The organism is Marinobacter alkaliphilus (genome assembly GCF_055394375.1).
Genome location: NZ_AP043751.1, coordinates 3664486 through 3684468 on the forward strand (window position 1 = coordinate 3664486; position 19983 = coordinate 3684468).

At 57.4% G+C, this 19983-nt stretch carries 15 protein-coding genes and 1 tRNA gene; 2 read left to right on the forward strand and 14 right to left on the reverse strand.

Going from position 1 to position 19983, the window contains the following annotated elements:
* Positions 1–8: 8 nt before the first annotated feature.
* The 9 genes from ACZ5Q2_RS16750 to ACZ5Q2_RS16790 form a co-directional block, all read right to left on the reverse strand.
* Complete coding sequence (locus tag ACZ5Q2_RS16750; RefSeq protein ID WP_061331697.1) at positions 9–1397, reverse strand: DUF1329 domain-containing protein; 1389 nt, start codon at positions 1395–1397, stop codon at positions 9–11.
* A 177-nt stretch (positions 1398–1574) separates the two neighbouring features.
* Positions 1575–4217 (reverse strand): aminopeptidase N, encoded by a 2643-nt coding sequence (gene pepN / locus ACZ5Q2_RS16755; protein ID WP_061331696.1) that lies wholly within the window; start codon positions 4215–4217, stop codon positions 1575–1577.
* Positions 4218–4247: 30 nt separating this feature from the next.
* Entirely contained in the window at positions 4248–5084 is an 837-nt protein-coding gene (locus tag ACZ5Q2_RS16760) for a DUF2797 domain-containing protein (protein WP_061331695.1), read from the reverse strand.
* Positions 5081–5380 carry a YeaC family protein gene (locus ACZ5Q2_RS16765; protein ID WP_058093123.1) on the reverse strand — a complete coding sequence of 100 codons (300 nt, stop codon included), beginning with the start codon at positions 5378–5380 and terminating at the stop codon, positions 5081–5083. The genes ACZ5Q2_RS16760 and ACZ5Q2_RS16765 overlap by 4 nt, the downstream gene beginning before the upstream one ends.
* Positions 5381–5555: 175 nt before the next feature.
* Complete coding sequence (locus tag ACZ5Q2_RS16770) at positions 5556–6245, reverse strand: rhomboid family intramembrane serine protease (RefSeq protein WP_197463824.1); 690 nt, start codon at positions 6243–6245, stop codon at positions 5556–5558.
* A gap of 2 nt (positions 6246–6247) precedes the next feature.
* A complete protein-coding gene (locus ACZ5Q2_RS16775; protein ID WP_061331693.1) occupies positions 6248–7261 on the reverse strand; it encodes a metallophosphoesterase in 1014 nt (337 codons plus the stop codon).
* Between the two features lie 2 nt (positions 7262–7263).
* Entirely contained in the window at positions 7264–8148 is an 885-nt protein-coding gene (locus ACZ5Q2_RS16780; RefSeq protein ID WP_058093152.1) for an NAD(+) kinase, read from the reverse strand.
* Positions 8149–8260: 112 nt separating this feature from the next.
* Positions 8261–9490: a hypothetical protein gene (locus tag ACZ5Q2_RS16785; RefSeq protein ID WP_061331692.1), complete on the reverse strand. Its 1230-nt coding sequence runs from the start codon at positions 9488–9490 to the stop codon at positions 8261–8263.
* 139 nt (positions 9491–9629) lie between these two features.
* Positions 9630–11693 carry an NADPH-dependent 2,4-dienoyl-CoA reductase gene (locus ACZ5Q2_RS16790; protein ID WP_061331691.1) on the reverse strand — a complete coding sequence of 688 codons (2064 nt, stop codon included), beginning with the start codon at positions 11691–11693 and terminating at the stop codon, positions 9630–9632.
* Positions 11694–11831: 138 nt separating this feature from the next.
* Between ACZ5Q2_RS16790 and ACZ5Q2_RS16795 the strand changes: the two genes are divergently transcribed.
* On the forward strand, positions 11832–12875 hold the full coding sequence (locus ACZ5Q2_RS16795; protein ID WP_061331769.1) for an AraC family transcriptional regulator: 1044 nt from the start codon (positions 11832–11834) through the stop codon (positions 12873–12875).
* 24 nt (positions 12876–12899) lie between these two features.
* Here ACZ5Q2_RS16795 and ACZ5Q2_RS16800 read toward each other — a convergent pair.
* A tRNA-Asp gene (locus tag ACZ5Q2_RS16800) sits at positions 12900–12976 on the reverse strand.
* A 122-nt stretch (positions 12977–13098) separates the two neighbouring features.
* Positions 13099–14130 carry an AraC family transcriptional regulator gene (locus tag ACZ5Q2_RS16805; RefSeq protein ID WP_464597166.1) on the reverse strand — a complete coding sequence of 344 codons (1032 nt, stop codon included), beginning with the start codon at positions 14128–14130 and terminating at the stop codon, positions 13099–13101.
* A 247-nt stretch (positions 14131–14377) separates the two neighbouring features.
* Here ACZ5Q2_RS16805 and ACZ5Q2_RS16810 point away from each other — a divergent pair, with 247 nt between their 5' ends.
* A complete protein-coding gene (locus ACZ5Q2_RS16810; protein ID WP_061331689.1) occupies positions 14378–15250 on the forward strand; it encodes a MaoC family dehydratase in 873 nt (290 codons plus the stop codon).
* A 47-nt stretch (positions 15251–15297) separates the two neighbouring features.
* On the opposite strand, the gene ACZ5Q2_RS16815 is transcribed toward ACZ5Q2_RS16810, so the two are convergent.
* The 3 genes from ACZ5Q2_RS16815 to ACZ5Q2_RS16825 are packed head-to-tail and all read right to left on the reverse strand — an operon-like array spanning position 15298 to position 19982.
* Positions 15298–16863: an ATP-binding response regulator gene (locus tag ACZ5Q2_RS16815; protein ID WP_061331688.1), complete on the reverse strand. Its 1566-nt coding sequence runs from the start codon at positions 16861–16863 to the stop codon at positions 15298–15300.
* A gap of 51 nt (positions 16864–16914) precedes the next feature.
* Positions 16915–17535 carry a response regulator FixJ gene (gene fixJ / locus ACZ5Q2_RS16820; RefSeq protein ID WP_058093114.1) on the reverse strand — a complete coding sequence of 207 codons (621 nt, stop codon included), beginning with the start codon at positions 17533–17535 and terminating at the stop codon, positions 16915–16917.
* 38 nt (positions 17536–17573) lie between these two features.
* The gene (locus tag ACZ5Q2_RS16825; RefSeq protein ID WP_061331687.1) at positions 17574–19982 is read right to left on the reverse strand and encodes a Lon protease family protein; all 2409 of its coding nucleotides are present in this window, start codon (positions 19980–19982) and stop codon (positions 17574–17576) included.
* Between the last annotated feature and the right edge of the window lies 1 nt (position 19983).

Below are 19983 nucleotides of genomic sequence, written 5' to 3' on the forward strand. Positions count from 1 at the left end.
CCGAGTCCTTAGCGCACACTCCGCCGACGCAGCGAGGCCGGTGAGAAATAACGTTTATTCGGTACATCGTCGGTAAACACCCGAGTACCGGATTCTTCCGTATCCAGACCCAGCACGTGGTAACGGCGAGCCTGAAGGTCGTGGTACACGTCCAGCACTGTCCACACGCCGGGCAGCTCATAATAGTTCTTGGGGATACCCATGGTCACGCGCCACAGCTCTCCACGACCGTCGTACTGGTCCAGCAGCACGGTGTTCCAGCTGTCCGCATCCACATAGAAACGACGCTTGCCGTATATGTGCCGCTCGCCCTGCTTGAGGGTGGCTTCTACCACGTGCACGCGGTGCAGCTCCCAGCGGGTCAGATCAGGATTCAGATGGGAAATACCCAGAATCTCGGAATACGGTGTGCCTTTTTCGCCAATCCGGTAGTTGTTATAAGGGATGTATATTTCCCTCATACCCTCGTAGTTCCAGTTGTAGCGATCCATGGCACCGTTAAAGATATCGGTGTCATCCGCGGTGCGCAGGTTATCGGCCGCCGCGATCGGGGAATCGTACCCGAGGTTAGGGGCACGGCGAACCCGCCGCTGGCCAGCATTGTAACCCCAACCGTTGCGAGGGTTGATAATCTGGTTGAGTGTCTCGTGAATCAGAATGGCACCGCCGGCAAGGCGGGGCGGAGACTGGGTGAACGAGAGGTAGTAGAAAATGATGTTATCGAGATCGGCTTCGCCGCCTTCCGGGTTGTAGAAGTTAAAGAAAGCTTCCTGCTGCGAGGTCACCAGTCCATAATCACCGTTGGTCTGAACCGCCACTTCACTGGAACGACGGGTAACGGAAATACCGCGCCACCGGGTCAGATGGTTCCAGACCACCTGCCAGGCTTTTTCTTCATCGGTACCGTGCAGGATCGGGAACGGGTAACCGCCAAACGCTCCGCTCAAGCCCTCGGCCTGTCCGACAATTTCCGCGTTGACTGCGTTCTTGCGGGTATTCTCGGCAACCCAGTCGGGCACGGCATGGGTGCGGCGCGACTGGTACACCGGAATACGGAATGTGGTTGGGTAGGTACGGAGCATGGCCCTGACGCCATCGGTCAGGTACTCGTCGTACTGCTCCATGTTGGAGGCGGTAATCGTGAACAACACCTGATCGTCCGGGAACGGGTTGATGTGGTGCTGCCCACTGCCTTCGTAACCAGCCGGGGGCTCTGTCAGCCCGCCAGTCCAGGCAGGAATGGTACCAGCTTCATTGCCAGCCTTGATGGACCCGAAGGGCGTCAGGTCCTGACCGAGGCGGTTTGCCTCAGCGGCAGACACACCGGCGTGAACCGGTGCAGCTGCAAACGAAAGCGCAAGCAGCCCGCCCAAAAATGCGTTCTTGTTGTATCTCATTGTGCAACCTTAAATCCGTCTGGGAGCCTCTACAGGGCTTTATTGTTATGGTCTGACGTAATCGCAGACTTTCCATCAGATTAGCCGATTGAGCAACATTGTCTATCGACCGAAAGTGCGATTTTGTATCTGGCTGTGACGACGGCTTTACAATCACAGCCAGGGTACGAGCCTGGGTCAGTCCGCCAGGCTCTTGTGAACCACCTCGTACACGTCTCGTGAAAGCTCGTTTTTGTCACGAATCCGCTCAAGGGCGGTCTTCATCTGACTGCTGTATTGCGGTGAAAACTTCTTCCACCGGGTAAGCGGAGACACCAACCGGGCAGCAATCTGCGGGTTGCTGTCGTCCAGTCGACACACCTGGTCCGCCAGGAACCGGTAACCACTGCCATCCGGTTTATGGAAAGCTGCCAGGTTCTGGCCAGCAAACACCCCGACCACAGAACGCACCTTGTTGGGGTTCTTCCAGTCGAAGGCCGGATGCTCCAACAACGCCTGGATCTGCGGCAACTGCCCTGCCCGGTCGCTGGACGCCTGCACCGAGAACCAGAGTTCAACCACCTGCGGGTCATCCTGGAAACGCTCGAAGAATTCTGCCAGGGCCCTGATCCGATCCGATTCAAAACCGGAATTCACCAGGGCACGCAAGGCGCCGAGCCGGTCCGTCATGTTATCCGCCTGCTCAAACTGCTCAACGGCCAGCGCCCGCCCCTGCTCATCATCAATGTGCAGCAGCCACGCCAACGCTGTATTACGAAGGCTGCGACGGGCGATGGCACCCGGCGTCAGCTGATAATCGCCCTGACCAGCGTTGCGCTGATAACAGGCCAGCAGGTCATCGCGGAGCGCCTGGGCCAGATGCGTCAGAACCTGCTCCCGGGCGTCATGAATGGCCGGCACGTCGGCCTGCTCGGAAAGCTCGATCAGATAGGCTTCCGAAGGCAACAGCAGCATCTTGGCCACAAGCGCCTGGTCCAACTCGGTATCGTTCAACAACAGGCGATAGGCTTCCACCAGCCGTGGTTCAATTTCCGTGCCCTGAGGCGCGTCAACCAATGACTGGATAACATCGACCGCAAGTTTCTGGCCAGCATCCCACCGGTTAAAGCCATCCGGATCATGACTCATCAGGAACAACAGCTGTTCGCGGGCCCATGGGTAATGAACCCTCACCGGGGCGGAAAAATCCCTCAGCAACGACGGCACCGGCCGCTCCTTGAGTCCATGGAACTCAAAGCTGTGTTGCGTCTCAGTCAGTTCAAGCACCCGCTCAGCGGGACCGTTGCTGTCCTCCGCCCCCATGTTCAGAGGCAGCGGCTGCCCTTCGGAATCAAGCAGGCCGATCGCAAACGGAATATGCTGCGGCTTTTTCCCGGACTGTCCGGGCGTATCCGGAATCGACTGCCGGATATCCAGTCGATACACACCTTGTGCCTCATCGTAATGATCCGCTACCGCCAACACCGGCGTGCCCGCCTGCTCGTACCACAAACGGAACTGGCTCAGGTTGCGCCCGGAGGCATCTTCCATTGCCCGAACAAAGTCATCGGTAGTGACGGCCTGGCCGTCGTGGCGGCCAAAGTAGAGGTCACTGCCCTTCCTGAACAGCTCGGCGCCGAGCAGATTGTGAATCATCCGCACCACTTCTGCGCCCTTTTCATAGATGGTCAGGGTGTAGAAGTTGGAGATTTCCATGTACGACGCCGGCCGAACCGGATGCGCCATGGGGCCGGCATCTTCGGCGAATTGAGCGGTGCGCAGCAGGGTAACGTCTTCAATGCGCTTGACGGTGGGCGAGCCCATATCCGCCGAGAACTGGGAATCCCGGAATACCGTAAAGCCTTCTTTCAGACTCAGCTGGAACCAGTCCCGGCAAGTAACCCGGTTACCGGACCAGTTATGGAAATACTCATGGGCAACAATGGCTTCGATACGCTGGAAAGCGGCATCCGTAGCCGTGTCCTGGCTGGCCAGCACGCAGGATGAATTGAAGATGTTCAGGCCCTTGTTTTCCATGGCCCCCATATTGAAATCATCCACTGCTACGATCATGAAGATATCAAGATCGTACTCACGGCCATACACCTCTTCATCCCAGCGCATCGAACGCTTGAGCGCATCCATAGCGTAATCGCACTTGCGGGCATTGCGCGCCTCAACGTAGATGCGCAAATCGATATCGCGACCAGAAACAGTGGTAAACGTATCCCGTTTCTCGACAAGGTCGCCCGCCACCAGCGCAAACAGGTAGGCCGGTTTGGGGAACGGATCTTCCCAGGTCACAAAGTGACGGCCGTTCTCTAGGTCGCCCTGCTCAATGGGGTTACCATTGGAAAGCAACACCGGGTAGGCAGACTTATCGGCTTCAACGCGGGTCTGGAAGCGCGCCATCACATCCGGCCGGTCCGGATAATAGGTGATACAGCGGAAACCTTCGGCCTCGCACTGGGTGCAGAACATGCCCGATGACTTGTACAGGCCCTCCAGGCGGGTATTGTTCTGCGGCTCTATCCAGGTGACGACCGCCAGCTCAAACGAATCCGGCACCACTGGAATCACCAGCTTGTCACCCTCGTTCTGATACTCGCCACTGGCCAGCGGCTGACCGTTCAGGGACAGAGTCTCCAGGGTCAGACCGTCACCATCCAGCTCCAGTGGCGTGCCACTCTGCCCGGCCGCGGGGTTCTGGCGCATGGACAAGGTACTGTGCACCCGCGCGCCGTCCTCGAACAATTCAAACCTCAGGCTTACATGGTCCACCAGATACGCCGGCGCCTGGTACTCGCTCAGGTAGATGGTTTGTGGCTGGTTGGTACGCATTCACACTCTCCAGACAGTAGACTTCCGCGCTCAGTCAAGAACCCGGAACCGGACTTCGTATCCGGTAAATTTTCGAATATTGATCACACCGGTATCGAGCATCAGGTACTGGCCCTTGATGCCTTCCAGCCGCCCTTCCACATCCGGTGACTTGTCCAGATTATGCGTTTTCACTTTAGACGGCCACACCTGAACCGGATAACCAAGCCCCAGTGAGGCCTCGTCCACAACTCGCAAACTGTCTTCGCCATGGGTTCGCCGCAGGTCTGCCAGATCAGGCTCTATCACTGCCAGCAGCCTCTGGCGCTCCTGCACCAGGTCCAGCTCCGGCACATCGCCTTTGAGCATTGCGCGCCAATTGGTCCGATCCGCCACATGGCTCTTGCACGCCACTTCCACCAGACCGGACAGGTAACGGCTGGCTACCCGCAGCATGGGAATGGCTGTCACCGCGCCCTGGTCGATCCAGCGAGTCGGCACTTGCGAGCCCCGGGTAATACCCACCTTCAAGCCACTGGAATTGGCCAGGTAGACCACGTGCTCCACCATGCAATTCGCCTCGCCCCACTCGGGCTCCCGGCAGGTACCCAGATGGTAATGGCACTTCTCAGGACTCATGATGCAACTGTCACAGGCAGCGAGTTTGCGGAAACAGGGATAACAGTAGCCCTGGTTGAAACTCTTCTTGGTGGTGCGGTCGCAGTGGATGCAGCGAATCACACCGTCAAAGTCCAGTCGCACCTTCTGGCCAATCAGGTCATTCAGGGGAATGCGGGTGTCACCCACGGCCAGAGTGTAGGCCACCGGATCGCCGGCTTGCGCCGGCATCTTACGCAAGCGGCCGGTTACATCAATTGACTCGCTCAAACCTTGACCTCGACGAACTGGTCTGGATCCACATCGTTGCCGTTCTGGCGATCTTTACGAAACTGCACGGATGGATCACAGGCGGTACCGGCTTTCTCGCCCCGGTCCAGATAGCCCACCCGCTGCTCTTCGGGCACATTGTGTTTGTTCTCGTAATAGATAACCGCTTCCAGGCTGATTTCCCGCTGCTCTCGGGTCATTGCCCTTCCATCAGGCCATTTACCAAGCTCGATAGATTGCTTGAGGTTCCGGTATACAGTCGGATCCAGCCGTTCAATGAGTTCGTCGTAGGTCATTACCCACCTCCTGAAAAATCATTCATAAAAAAATCGGCAAATCCGTTTGACAGATGGAAATGATAACAATTATCATTATCTCACCAAATGACGACGGTCGTATCATTTGGTCTCTCTCATCAGGAGCTATAAGCTCTTTTAATGCCCCACCCTTTGGTGGGGCTTTTTTATGCCTTCACCGAAACCGCCCCCGGGCGGGCATCACCGCTGCCAACGCCAGACCACCCACAAAGCCTCCCAGGTGAGCCTCGTTAGCCATCCGGCCCAGGCCAATCATTTCCGGGATAGGCGTAAAGCCGATCACCATCCACACCAGGGCAAAGGTGACCAACGCAGGTGGAAACTGGAATCTGGGCCGGCGTTGCTGGCTCAGCCAACAGTAACCAAGGATGCCATAAACGACACCCGACAAACCTCCGAACAGGGGGCCAGACACCAGATACTGCAACAGATTGGCGGACAGACTGGTTACCAGGAACAGCGCCACCAGGCGGGCGCGACCATCAATCCATTCAATCTGGCTGCCCAGAAACCAGAGCATGACCGAGTTGAAAATGATGTGGGTCCAGCTGAAATGCAGGAAATCCGGTGAAATCAGGCGCCACAACTGCCCGCCTGCCACTGTCGCAGAAAGCGCATCCAACCTCCCGCCCAGGGAACTGAACAGGTCCCAGGAATAGTGCCTCGGATCGACGATCATCATGGCCGCGGCCAGGGGGTTCTGCCCCATGGATGTCAGCCACACCATGGCAACGGCGATGCCGATCACGCTCACAACAAACGGTGCATGCCGGGGAGCCGGCTGCCAGCGCCCGCTGGGGGTAATCGGAGATGATGTATGTTGGTCCAAACTAACCTCGCTGATACTTAGCGCGCCACGCTGTCTTCACTGGTGGGATAATCCGGCTGCTCGGGACGATCCACCTCTACCCAGACAAACTTGTCGCGGGAAAGTGCCTTTTCATCATCCAGCCGATAGGCCACCAGCTTGCCGTACTTTACGGCGCTGTAATCGATACAGGCCACATTCGACTTCAAAGGTGCCGGCTCACCATCCATCCAGTAATGCCCGACGAAGACCGGCGGCGCATCCAGCGGATAAGTAATCAGTTGTTTACGCTCATCCTCCCGCAAGCTCATGGACGCCACTTCCGGTGGTAATGGGTCTGGCTGGAACACCACATCGGCGTATGTTTGTGGGTTGTCGGCCCAGAACTTGGTGCGGAAGAATTCCCGAACATAGCCATCCCGCCCCGTAATCTTGACCCCTGGCGGCAGGCGCAAGTCAGTGCCACGCAACAAGGTGTCCATCACCTGGCCGGCGAAAGATTCGATGGCGGCCGAGGCATGAAGAAAGTCTTCATCAATACAGGCACCGCCCTGATTCTGCCGGAACTTGTCTATCAGATCCTGATCCCAGCAAGCATGCACCACCCGGAAGTGCTCCTCTTCGATAAACAGCGGAATGGTGTAAAACCACTCCAGAAAATCGTTCCACTCGTGGGGATACGCATCGAACTGCTCAAGAGTTTCCTTGATCAGGCGGTCATGGCGAGGGTTGTGTTCGCGCAGGAATTGCTTGCCACTGCCCGGCCGCGCCCGGGTGCAGTAGCCGAGGGCATTGTATTCATGGTTGCCCATAACGATGCGGGCGGCACCGTGCTCCACCATATCCCGCACCAGATGCAGGGCCTCACGGATTCTTGGGCCCCGATCGATGATGTCGCCAATAAAAATGGCCTGGCGCCGGGGATGCTGGTAAATGCCGTTCTGTTTACGATACCCCATCTGCTGGAGCAACCGCTCCAGGGTGTGGGCGCAACCGTGAATGTCACCAATAATGTCGTAACCGCGGCTCGCGGTTGAAGTCTGTCCCGCCATAATCAACTCGCTGCTATTTCGCTTGCCCAACCCAGCTTGTCACGGCAGGTGGCATAGAAATTGTGATCGGTCGGGTGGATCAGACGGATCTTGAACGGCTTTTTGGTAATTCGGATGATATCCCCGGGCGCACAGGCAATGTTCATCTGGCCATCAAAGCTGACTTGCGGGTAGGTTTCGTTGGTTTCACCAATCACCAGTTTGATTTCACTCTTGCCATCGACCACGATCGGACGACTGCTCAGGGTATGCGGGAACATGGGCACCAGCACCACAGCATCCAGTTTCGGGTGCATGATGGGACCACCTGCTGACAGGGAATAGGCGGTTGAGCCGGTGGGCGTGGCAACAATCAAGCCATCGGAACGCTGGCTGTAAACAAAGTGGCCATCAATGTAGAGGTCAAAACCGATCATCCGGGTAGACTTACCGGGGTGCAGCACCACATCGTTCAGGGCAGAACCGTAGCCCAGGGGCTGGCCATTACGTTCCACATGGCCATCCAACAGGAACCGCGATTCCTCGATATATTCACCCTCAAGCACCCGGGCCAGGCGCTCTTCGAGGTCAGATGGAGAAATATCCGTCAGGAAGCCCAGGCGGCCGCGGTTAACTCCCAGAATCGGGATCTTGGATTTGGCCAGTTCACGGGCAGCCCCCAGCAAACTACCGTCCCCGCCCACGACAATGACCAGGTCGCAGATTTCGCCCAGCAGTTTTTTGCTGGCGACCTGCAGGCCATGGCCCGGAATCATGGTGGAGGTATCTTCCTCGATGATGACGTGGTAGTTGTTGGCCGTCAGGTACTGCTTGAGCTGCCGCAGAGACTCAACCACCTTGACGCTGCCCATGCGCCCGACAATGCCGATATTCCTGAACTGATCCATGAAGTATCCCGTGGTGTCTGAATGAGACAGGAAAGGCATGGCCCCTCCTGTTCTGTAACGAACAGAGCCACAGTTTAACGAATCTCAGGCAGATACTGAAAAAAGATCCGCGTCAGGACCGGTGCTGTTCGCAATGATCATCTACCCCTGGCTGGAATTCCGCCGGCTGGGTTACCCGCATGATCGGCTCACCGCAGGCATTTCCGTCACTATCCACGTGGCGGCAAACCGGGTGTTCGTAGTGTGCCAGCCAGTCTTTGTAGGCCGGCTCGTTCATACCGCAACGCTCGGCGGCATAGGCCACCGGATTGCCAAAATAGGTATCGATATCGTCGTAAGGCAGTGTGATATGGCCCACGCCGGGATGATAGGCAACCAGGAATACGGACTGGCTCTGCAACTGTTCCAGCAGCGAATCCTCGGGTGGTACCTGGTGTCGAAGCTCGTGGTTTTCCTGCTCAAGGGCAACAATTTTGTCATCCCGAAGCTCCAGCTCACGCTGTTTGCGCTCCAGCTGTTCATGCAGCAGAACGGTCTCGGCGTCAGCATGAACGTCCTTACGCTGGCGGGCGTCGCCCTCCGCCATTTTTTCCTGCATGGAGAGATATTGCTCGTTGCGCTGAGCCAGGCGCTGTTTGAGCTGTTCATTGCTGATCCGGGTGCGTTCGTATCGCTGTTCCAGATCTGACATTTCGCTGCGCAAAGCCTGCATTTCGAGGCGATGCTCACGCTGGAGGTCAGCCAGGGAATCCCGATGCACACTTTGGAGGGTTTTGATCCTGAGCCGCTGTTCACGGAGGATCTGGGCAACACGGGCCCGGTCACGGTTATCCTCGACGGGCTGCTCCACACTCGCCGCGGTCAGGACCGGAATATTCTCTTCTTCCGGTTCCACCTTCTGGAAACGCAAAGCGTTGGCGTCAACCGCTTTGCGGATCAACTGGAAGTGGTTACTGCCCGGTGTCATGTCCGGGTCCCAGAGTTCCTGGGCAAATGCCGGATCAGGACACTGGCTCCTACAAACCAGCCGGATAGCACCGCCGCCCATATCCGGTCCCTTGGCGCCTTTCTCTGCCAACGCCTCGATAGGCACGTTCCAGTGACTGTCGGCCCGCCCCTCATCATCAAACCAGATACGGAAGAAAACCAACGACCGAACCGTCAACTCCGGTGAAAGGTTGACCAGCACCGCCCGAACATCTGTCTCGGCAAGATCAGATAGGCCAACATAGCCGTCCAGAAACGCGCCAAATTCAGACAACCGCATCTGCCGGGCAACCTGACTGCCCTCCATAAAGAAAACCGCCGAATACCCGTCGGCTGCCTGCCCGGCATTAACCATTCACTTTCTCCATGCTTCGGAAAACTCTTGTTATGGACGCCCGATGCGGGAAGAGAGTTCCATCCCCCTCCCGCTCTTCAACTCCATAGTCTAGCCAGACCTTAACCGAAACACAGAGAAAAACTGCAACGTTTTGTGATCAGATCTCCGCTGCCAGGCGGCTACCCTGATCAATGGCCCGCTTTGCATCCAGCTCTGCCGCCACATCGGCACCACCAATCAGATGCACCGGCAAACCGGCTGCTTCCAGGCCTGCGTGCAGCTCACGCAGCGGCTCCTGACCAGCACACACGATGATGGTATCCACCGGCAACACTTTATCCTCGCCCTGCTCGGCACCTTTCGGTGTAATGGTGATGTGCAGGCCTTCGTCATCAATCTTGCGATAGCTGACGCCGGGCACCATCTGCACGTTGCGGTGCTTGAGAGAGGTACGATGAATCCAGCCGGTGGTCTTGCCCAGGTTCTTGCCAACTTTCGAGGCCTTGCGCTGCAGCAGGTAGACCTCCCGCGCAGGCTCAGGCACCTGAGGCTGAACACCCTGAATACCGCCACGGTGCTCAACCGTGAGATCCACGCCCCACTCCTTCATGAAGTGCTCGGTGTTCAACGAAGGCGATTCACCCTTGTGGACGATGAATTCAGACACATCGAAGCCGATACCACCCGCACCGATGACAGCAACCTTCTGACCAACCGGCTTACGCTCCAACAACGCATCCAGGTAGCCAATCACCTTCGGGTGATCAATACCTTCGATCTCCGGTGTGCGTGGCTCCACGCCAGTGGCCAGGACCACCTCATCAAAGCCACCGGCCTTGAGGTCCTCTGCCGTAACGCGGGTATTGAGCCGAATATCAACGCCATGTTTGTCGAGCATCACCCGGAAGTAGCGCAGGGTTTCGTAAAATTCTTCCTTGCCCGGAATGCGTTTGGCCACATTGAATTGACCGCCCACCTCGCTACCGGCGTCAAAGACGGTGACTTTATGTCCACGCTCCGCGGCAACCGAGGCAAACGCCAGGCCTGCGGGACCAGCACCAACCACCGCAACCGACTTCGGCGTAGCCGTCTTCACATACGCCAGTTCGGTTTCGTGGCAGGCGCGGGGATTGACCAGGCAGGACGTCAGCTTGCCGCTAAACGTGTGATCAAGACAGGCCTGGTTACAGCCGATGCAGGTATTGATCTCCTCGGCGCGGTCTTCCGCCGCCTTGAGCACCAGGTCAGCGTCCGCCAGGAAGGGGCGGGCCATGGACACCATATCCGCATCACCTTCTGCCAGAACCTTCTCGGCAACGTCCGGCATGTTGATCCGGTTGGTGGTTACCAGCGGAATACTGACTTCACCCTTGAGGCGGGCCGTTACCTTGGTGAAGGCGCCACGGGGCACGGATGTGGCGATGGTCGGCACACGGGCCTCATGCCAGCCGATACCGGTGTTGATAATGGTGGCGCCAGCCTTCTCGATTTCCTTGGCCAGGTGCACCACTTCTTCCCAGGTGCTGCCGTCTTCGATCAGATCGAGCATGGAAAGGCGATAAATGATGATGAAGTTTTCGCCCACGCGCTCACGAACCCGGCGAACGATTTCAATGGGCAGGCGAATGCGGTTCTCGTAACTGCCACCCCACTGATCGGTGCGGTGGTTGGTGTGTTTGACAATGAACTGGTTAATGAAATAACCCTCGGAACCCATGATCTCCACGCCGTCGTATCCAGCGCGCTGAGCCAGGGCAGCACAGTTCACGTAGTCGTCGATCTGCTTCTGGATGCCGGCTTCGTCCAGCTCTTTGGGCTTGAACGGATTGATCGGCGCCTGGATAGCCGAAGGCGCGACCAGCTCAGGGGAATACGCGTAACGGCCCGCATGCAGGATCTGCATACAGATTTTGCCGTCAGCCTCATGCACCGCCTGGGTAATCACCTTGTGCTTGTCAGATTCTTCCTCTGTGTTCATCTTGGCGGCGTGCTGGAATACCGCACCTTCGGTATTCGGGCCGATGCCACCGGTTACGATCAGGCCAACGCCACCAAGGGCACGCTCGGCGTAAAACGCAGCCAGACGCTCGAATCCGTTTTTCACTTCCTCCAGGCCGGTATGCATGGAACCCATCAGTGTGCGGTTACGCAGGGTGGTAAAGCCAAGGTCCAGTGGTTCAAGCAGGTGCGGGTACTTGCTCACGCCCGGTGATGCAGCCATTGGTAATCTCCTCATCGATTGTAGGATCGGGCAACCATCGCGCCCGTTGTTATGGCCCTACACTACCCAGCTCCCGCCAGCGCAACAATATCCAAAAAGAACATTTTATTATCCCTGGACAACACCGATAATACGATCATGACCAATGCATCCAGACCCAACCAGAATTCGCTGGGCGACATCAGCCTGCTCTATGCTTCCGTGTTGCTGCGTGCCACTGAGGCCGAGGGAGGCGATGCCGAAAGGCTAAAATCCCAGTTCCATCTTAACGACCCTGAGCTGGCCGCGCCGGAAGGACGCATCAGCATTCCCAGGTTCATGCGCCTGGGCCAGGCTGCCATCGCCACAACGGGCAACCCCGCCCTGGGCCTGCGTATGGGCGCCCTGACCCGCCCCATCGACGCCGGCATTGCCGGCCTGGCCGCAGAAACCGCCAACACCGTACACCAGTCCCTTGCCACACTGGTACGGTATGCTCTGTTAAGCAGCCGGAACTCCAGAGGCGAGCCAAGTCTGGCGGCTGAACACCGTAAGGCCTGTTTCTATTCGATCAGTCCATACAACCAGTACAACTACTTTGTCGTGGACTCCATCCTTGCCGCCTGGACCCAACTGATCAGACACATGACCGGCCGTTACGACATCCTGGAACGGGTACGAATTGAGTATCCCTCGATCGGGCTGGACGAGGTATTCGAGAGCTGGTTTCGTTGCCCCGTGGAATTCGGCGCGAAGGAAAACTCGATTCGTCTGAAGGAGAGCGTTTGGCTTCAGGCACCGAGCCAGGCGCACCAAGGTATGCACGAAAAACTGACCGCCTGGTGTGAACAGGAGCTGCAGCAGATTCGCAAAGGCTGGAGTGTGGCTGACAGGGCCCGGTACCTGATGACGCCGTTATTGCGGGGAGAAACACCCACCATTGAAACCCTGGCCAACCGACTGGGAACAACGCCCTGGACACTGCAACGACAGCTTGCCAGTGAAGGAACCGGCTTTCGGGAGTTGCTGGACAACACTCGACGACAACTCGCACAAGACTATTTGCAGGAGACCAACAGTTCGCTTTCGGAAATCGCCTGGCTATTGGGATTCGCGAACCCACCAGCCTTCCACAAGGCCTATCGGCGCTGGTATGGCATAAGCCCGGGAGAATACCGGAAACACATCAAGGGAAGTAACTGAGGTAAAGCAAGGGGGGGATAAAAATGGCGGAGCGGACGGGACTCGAACCCGCGACCCCCGGCGTGACAGGCCGGTATTCTAACCAACTGAACTACCGCTCCGCGTTTGTTGCCTAACAGCCTGTTTGCTGACTGCTCGGTGACAACGAGGGCGCATTATAAAGAGGCCCCCGTTTATGTCAACGCTTTTACTGAACTTTTTTCAGATTTTTCCAAACCCCCGGTTACATGGCGTCAACCATGGCATCTTTGCCCTGGGCCGTCTTCCGGTATTCGATGGGCGTCATACCAGACCAGCGCTTGAACGCCCGATAGAACGTACTGGGTTCGGAAAAACCGGTGAGGCACACAATTTCATCAATGGACTCATCGGTGGTCGCAAGGAGCTGCCGCGCCAGCCGATAGCGGAAATCCGCCAGCACCTGGTTGAAGCTGGTTTCCGCCTCGGTGAGCCGGGTGCGCAAGGTTCTTGGTTTGATACCCAGCCGTTCTGCAACGGCATCCAGGGTCACCTCGCCGCTGTCCAGCAGCTCGGCGATGATGCGCTCCACCTGACCGACAATGTCCTTTTTCTCTAGCCGCGCCACCTGTTCACTGGCAAAGCGCTCGTGCAGCGCCAACAGTTCTGGTTCGGCGTGGGGAGAGGCGTGGGACAGCATCGCAGCGGGGAAATACAACCGGTTTTCTTCTGCGCCAAAAACCACGTTACAACCCAGAACTTCGCGTACGTGCTCGGCTCCCTGCTCCCGCCCATGCTCGAACTCGATTCGTGATGGGTAGAAATTGCCATCGGTGATGGACTTGAAGAAGGTAATCAGCCCCTGTACGAAGCACTCATTGAAGTGCTTGAGCTTGCGAATCTCATCGGAGGCGGCGTCCAGCACCATGCAGGCTTCTTCGCCTTCAATGAAGAAATCGGTATTGGCGGCATCGCTCAGCAAGCGCTGATAGTTCTGAGCCCGGCGCAGTCCCTCTCCGAAGGTTGGGCTGCTGAGAAACAGGTATTCGAGAACCTGGCCCTTATAGGCGGGCAACAGCGGCCCCAGGTGCAGGCCTATGTCCGGGTCGCCGGATACATCCTCCACCGCCTGCCAGAAGTAAAGCTGGGCGCTGTGGGGAGTGCGAAGCTGGTCTGTGTAGACGTAGTTCTCGTCAACGCCGAGGCGGCTGAATATGGCATCGGTATCGACACCCTTTTTCTTCATCGCCTCATAAATCAGGCGCAACATCACGCCCGCATCACGTAGTTCCTGCATAGTATCCCGCTATTTTATTTATATGGTTACTACTTTGACCCACCGGACAGTGCTCATGGCACGGCGGGTCAATGCCCGATCTGGAGGGGTTTGCCAGACTGCGAGGCCGCCACGACTTTCGTCTTACATTAGAGCATATCAGGCCACAGACGCACAGTTGTACCAGAATGTAGAGAAAATCGGTAATTACGTTACTGATTCACGGGAAATTACCCGGCCGATCAGGCCAACAAGGGAGAAGAATACCATGACAGAACCACTGATTTATCGCAGCACCCCACCCTCTCTGCTGCCCATGTTCGGCAGAGCACTGCTGCCAAAATCACACAAGCCCGGCGCCAACACAGAGATCCCGGAATTGCAGGCTGAGCTGCTGGGCGTGGCCACAGATACGCCGATGTTGTCCCGCTATCTGAACGTGTGCGGATTCAAGCCTGGCTCCACCCTGCCCATGACCTGGCCGCACATCCTTGCTTTCCCGCTGCACCTGAAATTGCTGACCGACAAACGGTTTCCACTGCCCCTGCTGGGCCTTGTGCATCTGCGCAACACCATCACCCAACACCGACCCATCCAGACCGGCGAAAACCTGGATATCCGGGTTACGTTGGGCAATCAGCAGAGCACGGAGCGCGGCATCGAGTTCGACCTGATCACCGAGGCGCGCTCTGCGGGCCGGCTGATCTGGGAGGAGGTAAGCACCAACCTGTTCCGGATGGCAAATGCTGAAGGTGGCAAGCCGAAAGCGCAACCGCCCAAACTCGAAACCTATCCGTTCAGCGAGTCCATCACGGCACCGGAGAACCTTGGGCGACGGTACGGGCAGGTATCCGGGGACCGCAACCCGATTCACATGCACGCATTGAGTGCCAAAGCCTTTGGCTTCCCACGGGCCATTGCCCATGGCGTGTGGAGCAAAGCCCGGGCGCTGTCATTACTGGAACAGCAGGCTGACTGGCAATCCGGCCCTGTGCGGGTGAGCTGTCAGTTCAAGAAACCCCTGTTTCTGCCCGGCACCGCCCAACTGAACTGGCAGACCGCCAGCGACGCCTGGGATTACCAGCTCCTGAACAGCAAAGGCGATGCGCCACACCTGAGTGGTCGTATTGAATGGCTATAACGGCGGGATAAACGCATCGATCTGGCCGCTCACCGCCAGATCGATGCTCAATCTGCTGCGCAGGGCTGCCCCTCCGCATTGGCAACAGGCAGCGTGAAGTAGAAGCAGGCACCACCCTCTTCCGGACGCTCATAGCCAATGTCGCCACCCTGGGCCTGAATCAGGGACCGGCAGGTGGCCAGACCAATGCCCATGCCTTCATCCTTGGTAGTGTAGAAGGGATGAAACAGCTTTTCCTCGGCATCCTCCGGCACACCCACCCCGTGATCGAGCACCTGAATGCGCACACACTGGTCACCGCATCGGCGGGCGCTGACTTCCACAGGCGTGGATGATTCGGCACTGCGAGTGGCTTCAAGGGCATTACGGATCAGGTTAAGGGCAACCTGCTGCACCTGAATCGGGTCCGCCAGTACGTCTGGCAGGTCATCTTCAACGCGGACATCAATACCGCCCTCGTTGTTCCTCATATCCACTTCCGCAAACTGCCGGGTGTCCTCCAGCAGCACCGGAACAGACAGGACTTCTTTACCAGTGGCAGGCTTTTTCATGAACCGTCGGATGCGGCGAATAATCTCACTGGCCCTGTGCGACTGCGCTTCGATCTTGTCGAGGGTTTCCTGAAGCAACACAAGGTCCGGTTGCTCCTTGGCCATCATGCGCTTGGACACCCGGGCATAATTGGTGATAGCGGTCAGCGGTTGGTTGACCTCATGGGCAAACCCTGCGGCCATCTCACCCATGGTGGTCAGGCGTGAGGTGTGGGCCAGTTGATCCCGCTGTTCCTGAACCAGGGCCCGCGCTTCCTCCAGGGCCAGTTCGTTGTCCAGTTCCACGGTAATGTCCCGAAACACAACCACCGCGCCATGCAACTCGCCGTCATCCAGTTTGGGGGTGGAACGATACTCCGCGGGGAAGCCACTGCCATCAGCTCGCAGCAGCCGGATATCACGCTGGTTTTCCGCCACACCTTGCCGGCAGGTGGCCATCACCGGCAGGCTGTCCTGGCACTCCGCCGCCGTCGAAAAGTGCAGTTCGAAAAAACTCTTGCCGATCAGGTCTTCCGCCGGGCATCCCATAATCATGGCGGCTGCGGGATTGGCAAATTCGATGATGCCGTTCTCGTCAAGGCCGTAGATGCCCTCGCTGATGGAGTTCAGGATGCGCGCCTGATCGCTCTGCAGCTCGCGGTTCCGGGCCTGGAGTTGCCGCTCGAGGCGAATCACCTGGGCGTGGGTTTTAACCCTTGCAATCACTTCCAGGGACTGGAATGGCTTGGAGATGTAGTCTGCACCACCCAGGCTGAAGCCTTTCACCTTGGCCTGCAGGTCGTCCAGGGCTGACAGGAATACAACGGCACAATCTGAAGTTTCCGGATCGGCTTTCAGGCGCTCACACACCTCATAGCCGTCCATTTCCGGCATCATGATATCCAGCAGAATCACTTCCGGATGATGGCGGTGGGCAAGGTCCAATGCTTTCTCGCCTTCGTTGGCGATCAGAAGCCGGTAGCCTTTGTCTTTCAGGGTCTCGTAGAGGACTTTCAGGTTCTGCGGGTTGTCATCAACCAGCAGAACCGTCACCTCGGAGTTCTCACTGACAACTTCAGTCATAGAAACATGGCCGGTTAAAAACGTCATTGTATGATGACGATACCGACAGACCTAGTCGATAAGTTCCTTTACGGACAGAACCATACGCACCAGATGTGCCAATGAATGGGTGCCCATCTTGTGCATCACACGGGACCGGTGAATCTCAACGGTGCGCTGGCTGATCTCAAGCTCGATGGCGATCACCTTGTTGGCCTGGCCCGCAATCATCCGATCCATGATTTCACGCTCGCGGGGTGTCAGGCTCTTGATACGGCGAACGATCTCCTGGCGCTCATCCAGAGATTTCCGCTGCTCACGATCCTGCTCCAGCGCCGCCTCGATCTTCTCCAGCAGCGCTTCCTCGCGATAGGGCTTCTGGATAAAGTCGACGGCACCTTCCTTCATGGCATCGACAGCCATGGGAACGTCGCCATGCCCCGTCACGAAGATAATGGGCAGGATCGAATGCTTGTCGTTGAGTTTTTTCTGCAACTCCATGCCGTCCATACCCGGCATACGGATATCCAGCACAATGCAGCCCGCCATCTGGTCAGAATAATCTGCCAGAAAAGAGCCGGCGCTTTCATAGGTTTTCACCGGCTTGCCATCGGATTTCAGCAACAATTCCAGTGAATCGCGGACGGCCTCGTCGTCCTCTACCACATACACAGTCTGCTGGATATCAGTCATGGATCTGTTTTCTCCTGTCCGTTTTATTATGGAGCCGGTCAGTGGATGGACGGATCTTTGTGATCGTCCCTGGCATGTTCCTGCCGTTCATGTTCCCGCATTTTCTCGAGCCGTTGCTGGATAATGCCAAAAACGCTTTGCTTGGGGTACCTGCCTTTGTCATCGGCCTTGCCCGCCGGTTTGCCAAGCAACAGTGTAATGGCCTCCTCCACACGGGCAACCGGGTATACGGCAAATTTGCCCGCCTTGGATGCCGTGACCACTTCGCTGTCCAGCATCAGGTTCTGCACGTTAGTGACCGGGATAATAACGCCCTGGGAGCCGGTCAGGCCGCCCTTCAGCTCACAGGTGGCGTAAAAGCCTTCGACCTTTTCGTTGACGCCGCCAATCGGCTGCACCTCGCCAAACTGGTTCACCGAGCCGGTAATCGCAAGATCCTGCCGCACCGGAATACCAGACAGTGCAGAGATCAAGGCGCACAGCTCGGCCAGGGAGGCGCTGTCACCGTCCACTTCGCCGTAGTTCTGCTCGAAGGTCAGACTGGCCGACAGGTGCATCGGGTCATTCACCGCAAAATGGGAGGCCAGCCAGGAGCTGAGAATCATCACGCCTTTGGAATGGATATTGCCACCCAGCTTCACGTCCCGCTCGATGTCCATGACACCGCCATCACCATAGTAGCAGGTTGCGGTTACCCGGTTGGAAAGACCAAACTCGAAACCGCCGGTCGACAGCACCGACAAGGCGTTCACCTGACCGACGCAGGTGCCGGTTGTGGTCACCAGGGTGGAGCCGTCCCGAACCGAATCGTAAAAATGATCCCGGATACGGCTGCTACGGTAACGGGCACTCTCCAGCGCGCGCTCAACGTGCACTTCAGAGATCAGTTTGGCACCCGCCTGTCGGGCCCAGAAATCGGATTCCCTTAAAATGTTGGCGATGTCCGCTGCATGCAGCGAGAGCCTGTTCTGATGTTCGGCCATGCGCGCGCTGTGCTCGATTATACGGGCCACCGCTTTATTGGTGCAGTGCAGCAGCTTCTTCTCCACCACCAGACTGGCAATGAACTTGGCATACAGAAGCTGGCTTTCCTCAGTACGGTACATCTCGTTTTCGAAATCGGCGGTCACCCGGAACAGCTCAGCAAACTCGGAATCGTATTCCTGCAGCAGCATCCAGGTTTCGCGATCACCAAACAGCACAATTTTAACATCCAGAGGTACGGCTTCCGGCTCAATGGAAATGGTCCCTGAAAGCGTCAGCTCCCGCTCCAGGGAATTGATCTGCAGGGTGCGGGAGCGCAGGGCGCGCTTCAGACCGTCCCAGACAAACGGCTGCTCCAGCACCTTGATGGCATCCATCAGCAGGTAACCGCCATTGGCTTTGTGCAGACTACCCGGGCGAATCAGGGAGAAGTCGGTGAACACGGTGCCTTTGAACGTGACGTTTTCAACGTACCCGAACAGGTTGTGGTAGGTGGGATTGTCTTCCACCACCACCGGCACTTCATTGGTTTTCTGGTGCACCAGCACATTGATCACGTAGCGCCGGGGCGTTTTCTTGTCCAGTGAGGCGTAGGCGATCGCCGCCTGCTCTTCATCGTCCTCAAGGAAGATATCCAGGTTGTCGACCAGATCTTTGCGAACGGCTTCAAGATAGGAAACCACGTCTGGCTGGTCGTTGTAGCGCTTGACCAACTCATCAATCTGGTGGCCCGAGATGCCTTCGAGGGTTTCCTGGTTCAATGCCTGTTGCTTCTCGGCGTACTCCTGCTCCCAATCGGCCAGCTTGCGAAGGGCCTGGCGGAGCTTCTTTTCAAGGGCGTTGATGGTGTCTTCAAACTTGTCACGCTGCTCATCGGTCAGCGCCTGGAAGCTCTCCACGGTGTGGGGCTCATCGCCATTCATGGCAACCAGCCGATAGCCACCCGGTGTGGTTACCGTGAGGCTGACTTTCTTGCGCCGGGCCTGCTTGGCCACTTTCTCGAGCTCATCTTCCTGCTTTTTGCCGTACTCGTTCTTGAGGTGCTCGGAGCGCTCCAGGAAGCTGTCACTGTCAAACGTCTGGGGAATCACCTTCACCAACCGCGACATCAGCTTGTCCATGTCCTGTTTGAGCTGGGTGCCCATTCCTGCCGGCAGTTGCAGCAAACGCGGATTGCGCGGCTCATCGAAGTTGGCCACGTAACACCAGTCGTGGCTCTGCTGTTCGGTATCGACGTGGTGTTCCAGGTACCGGAGCATCATGGTGCGCTTACCCAAGCCATTGCGACCGACCGCATACACGTTATAACCACCGTGGGGCATGGCGAGCGCAAAACGAACCGCTTCCTGAGCGCGGTTCTGGCCAACAATCTCAGCCAGCGGCTCCAGTTGCCGGGTGGTTTTGAATGGCAGATCTTTGAGAACGCAGGCTTTGTAGAGCTGATGCAAGGGCAATGACTTCAAG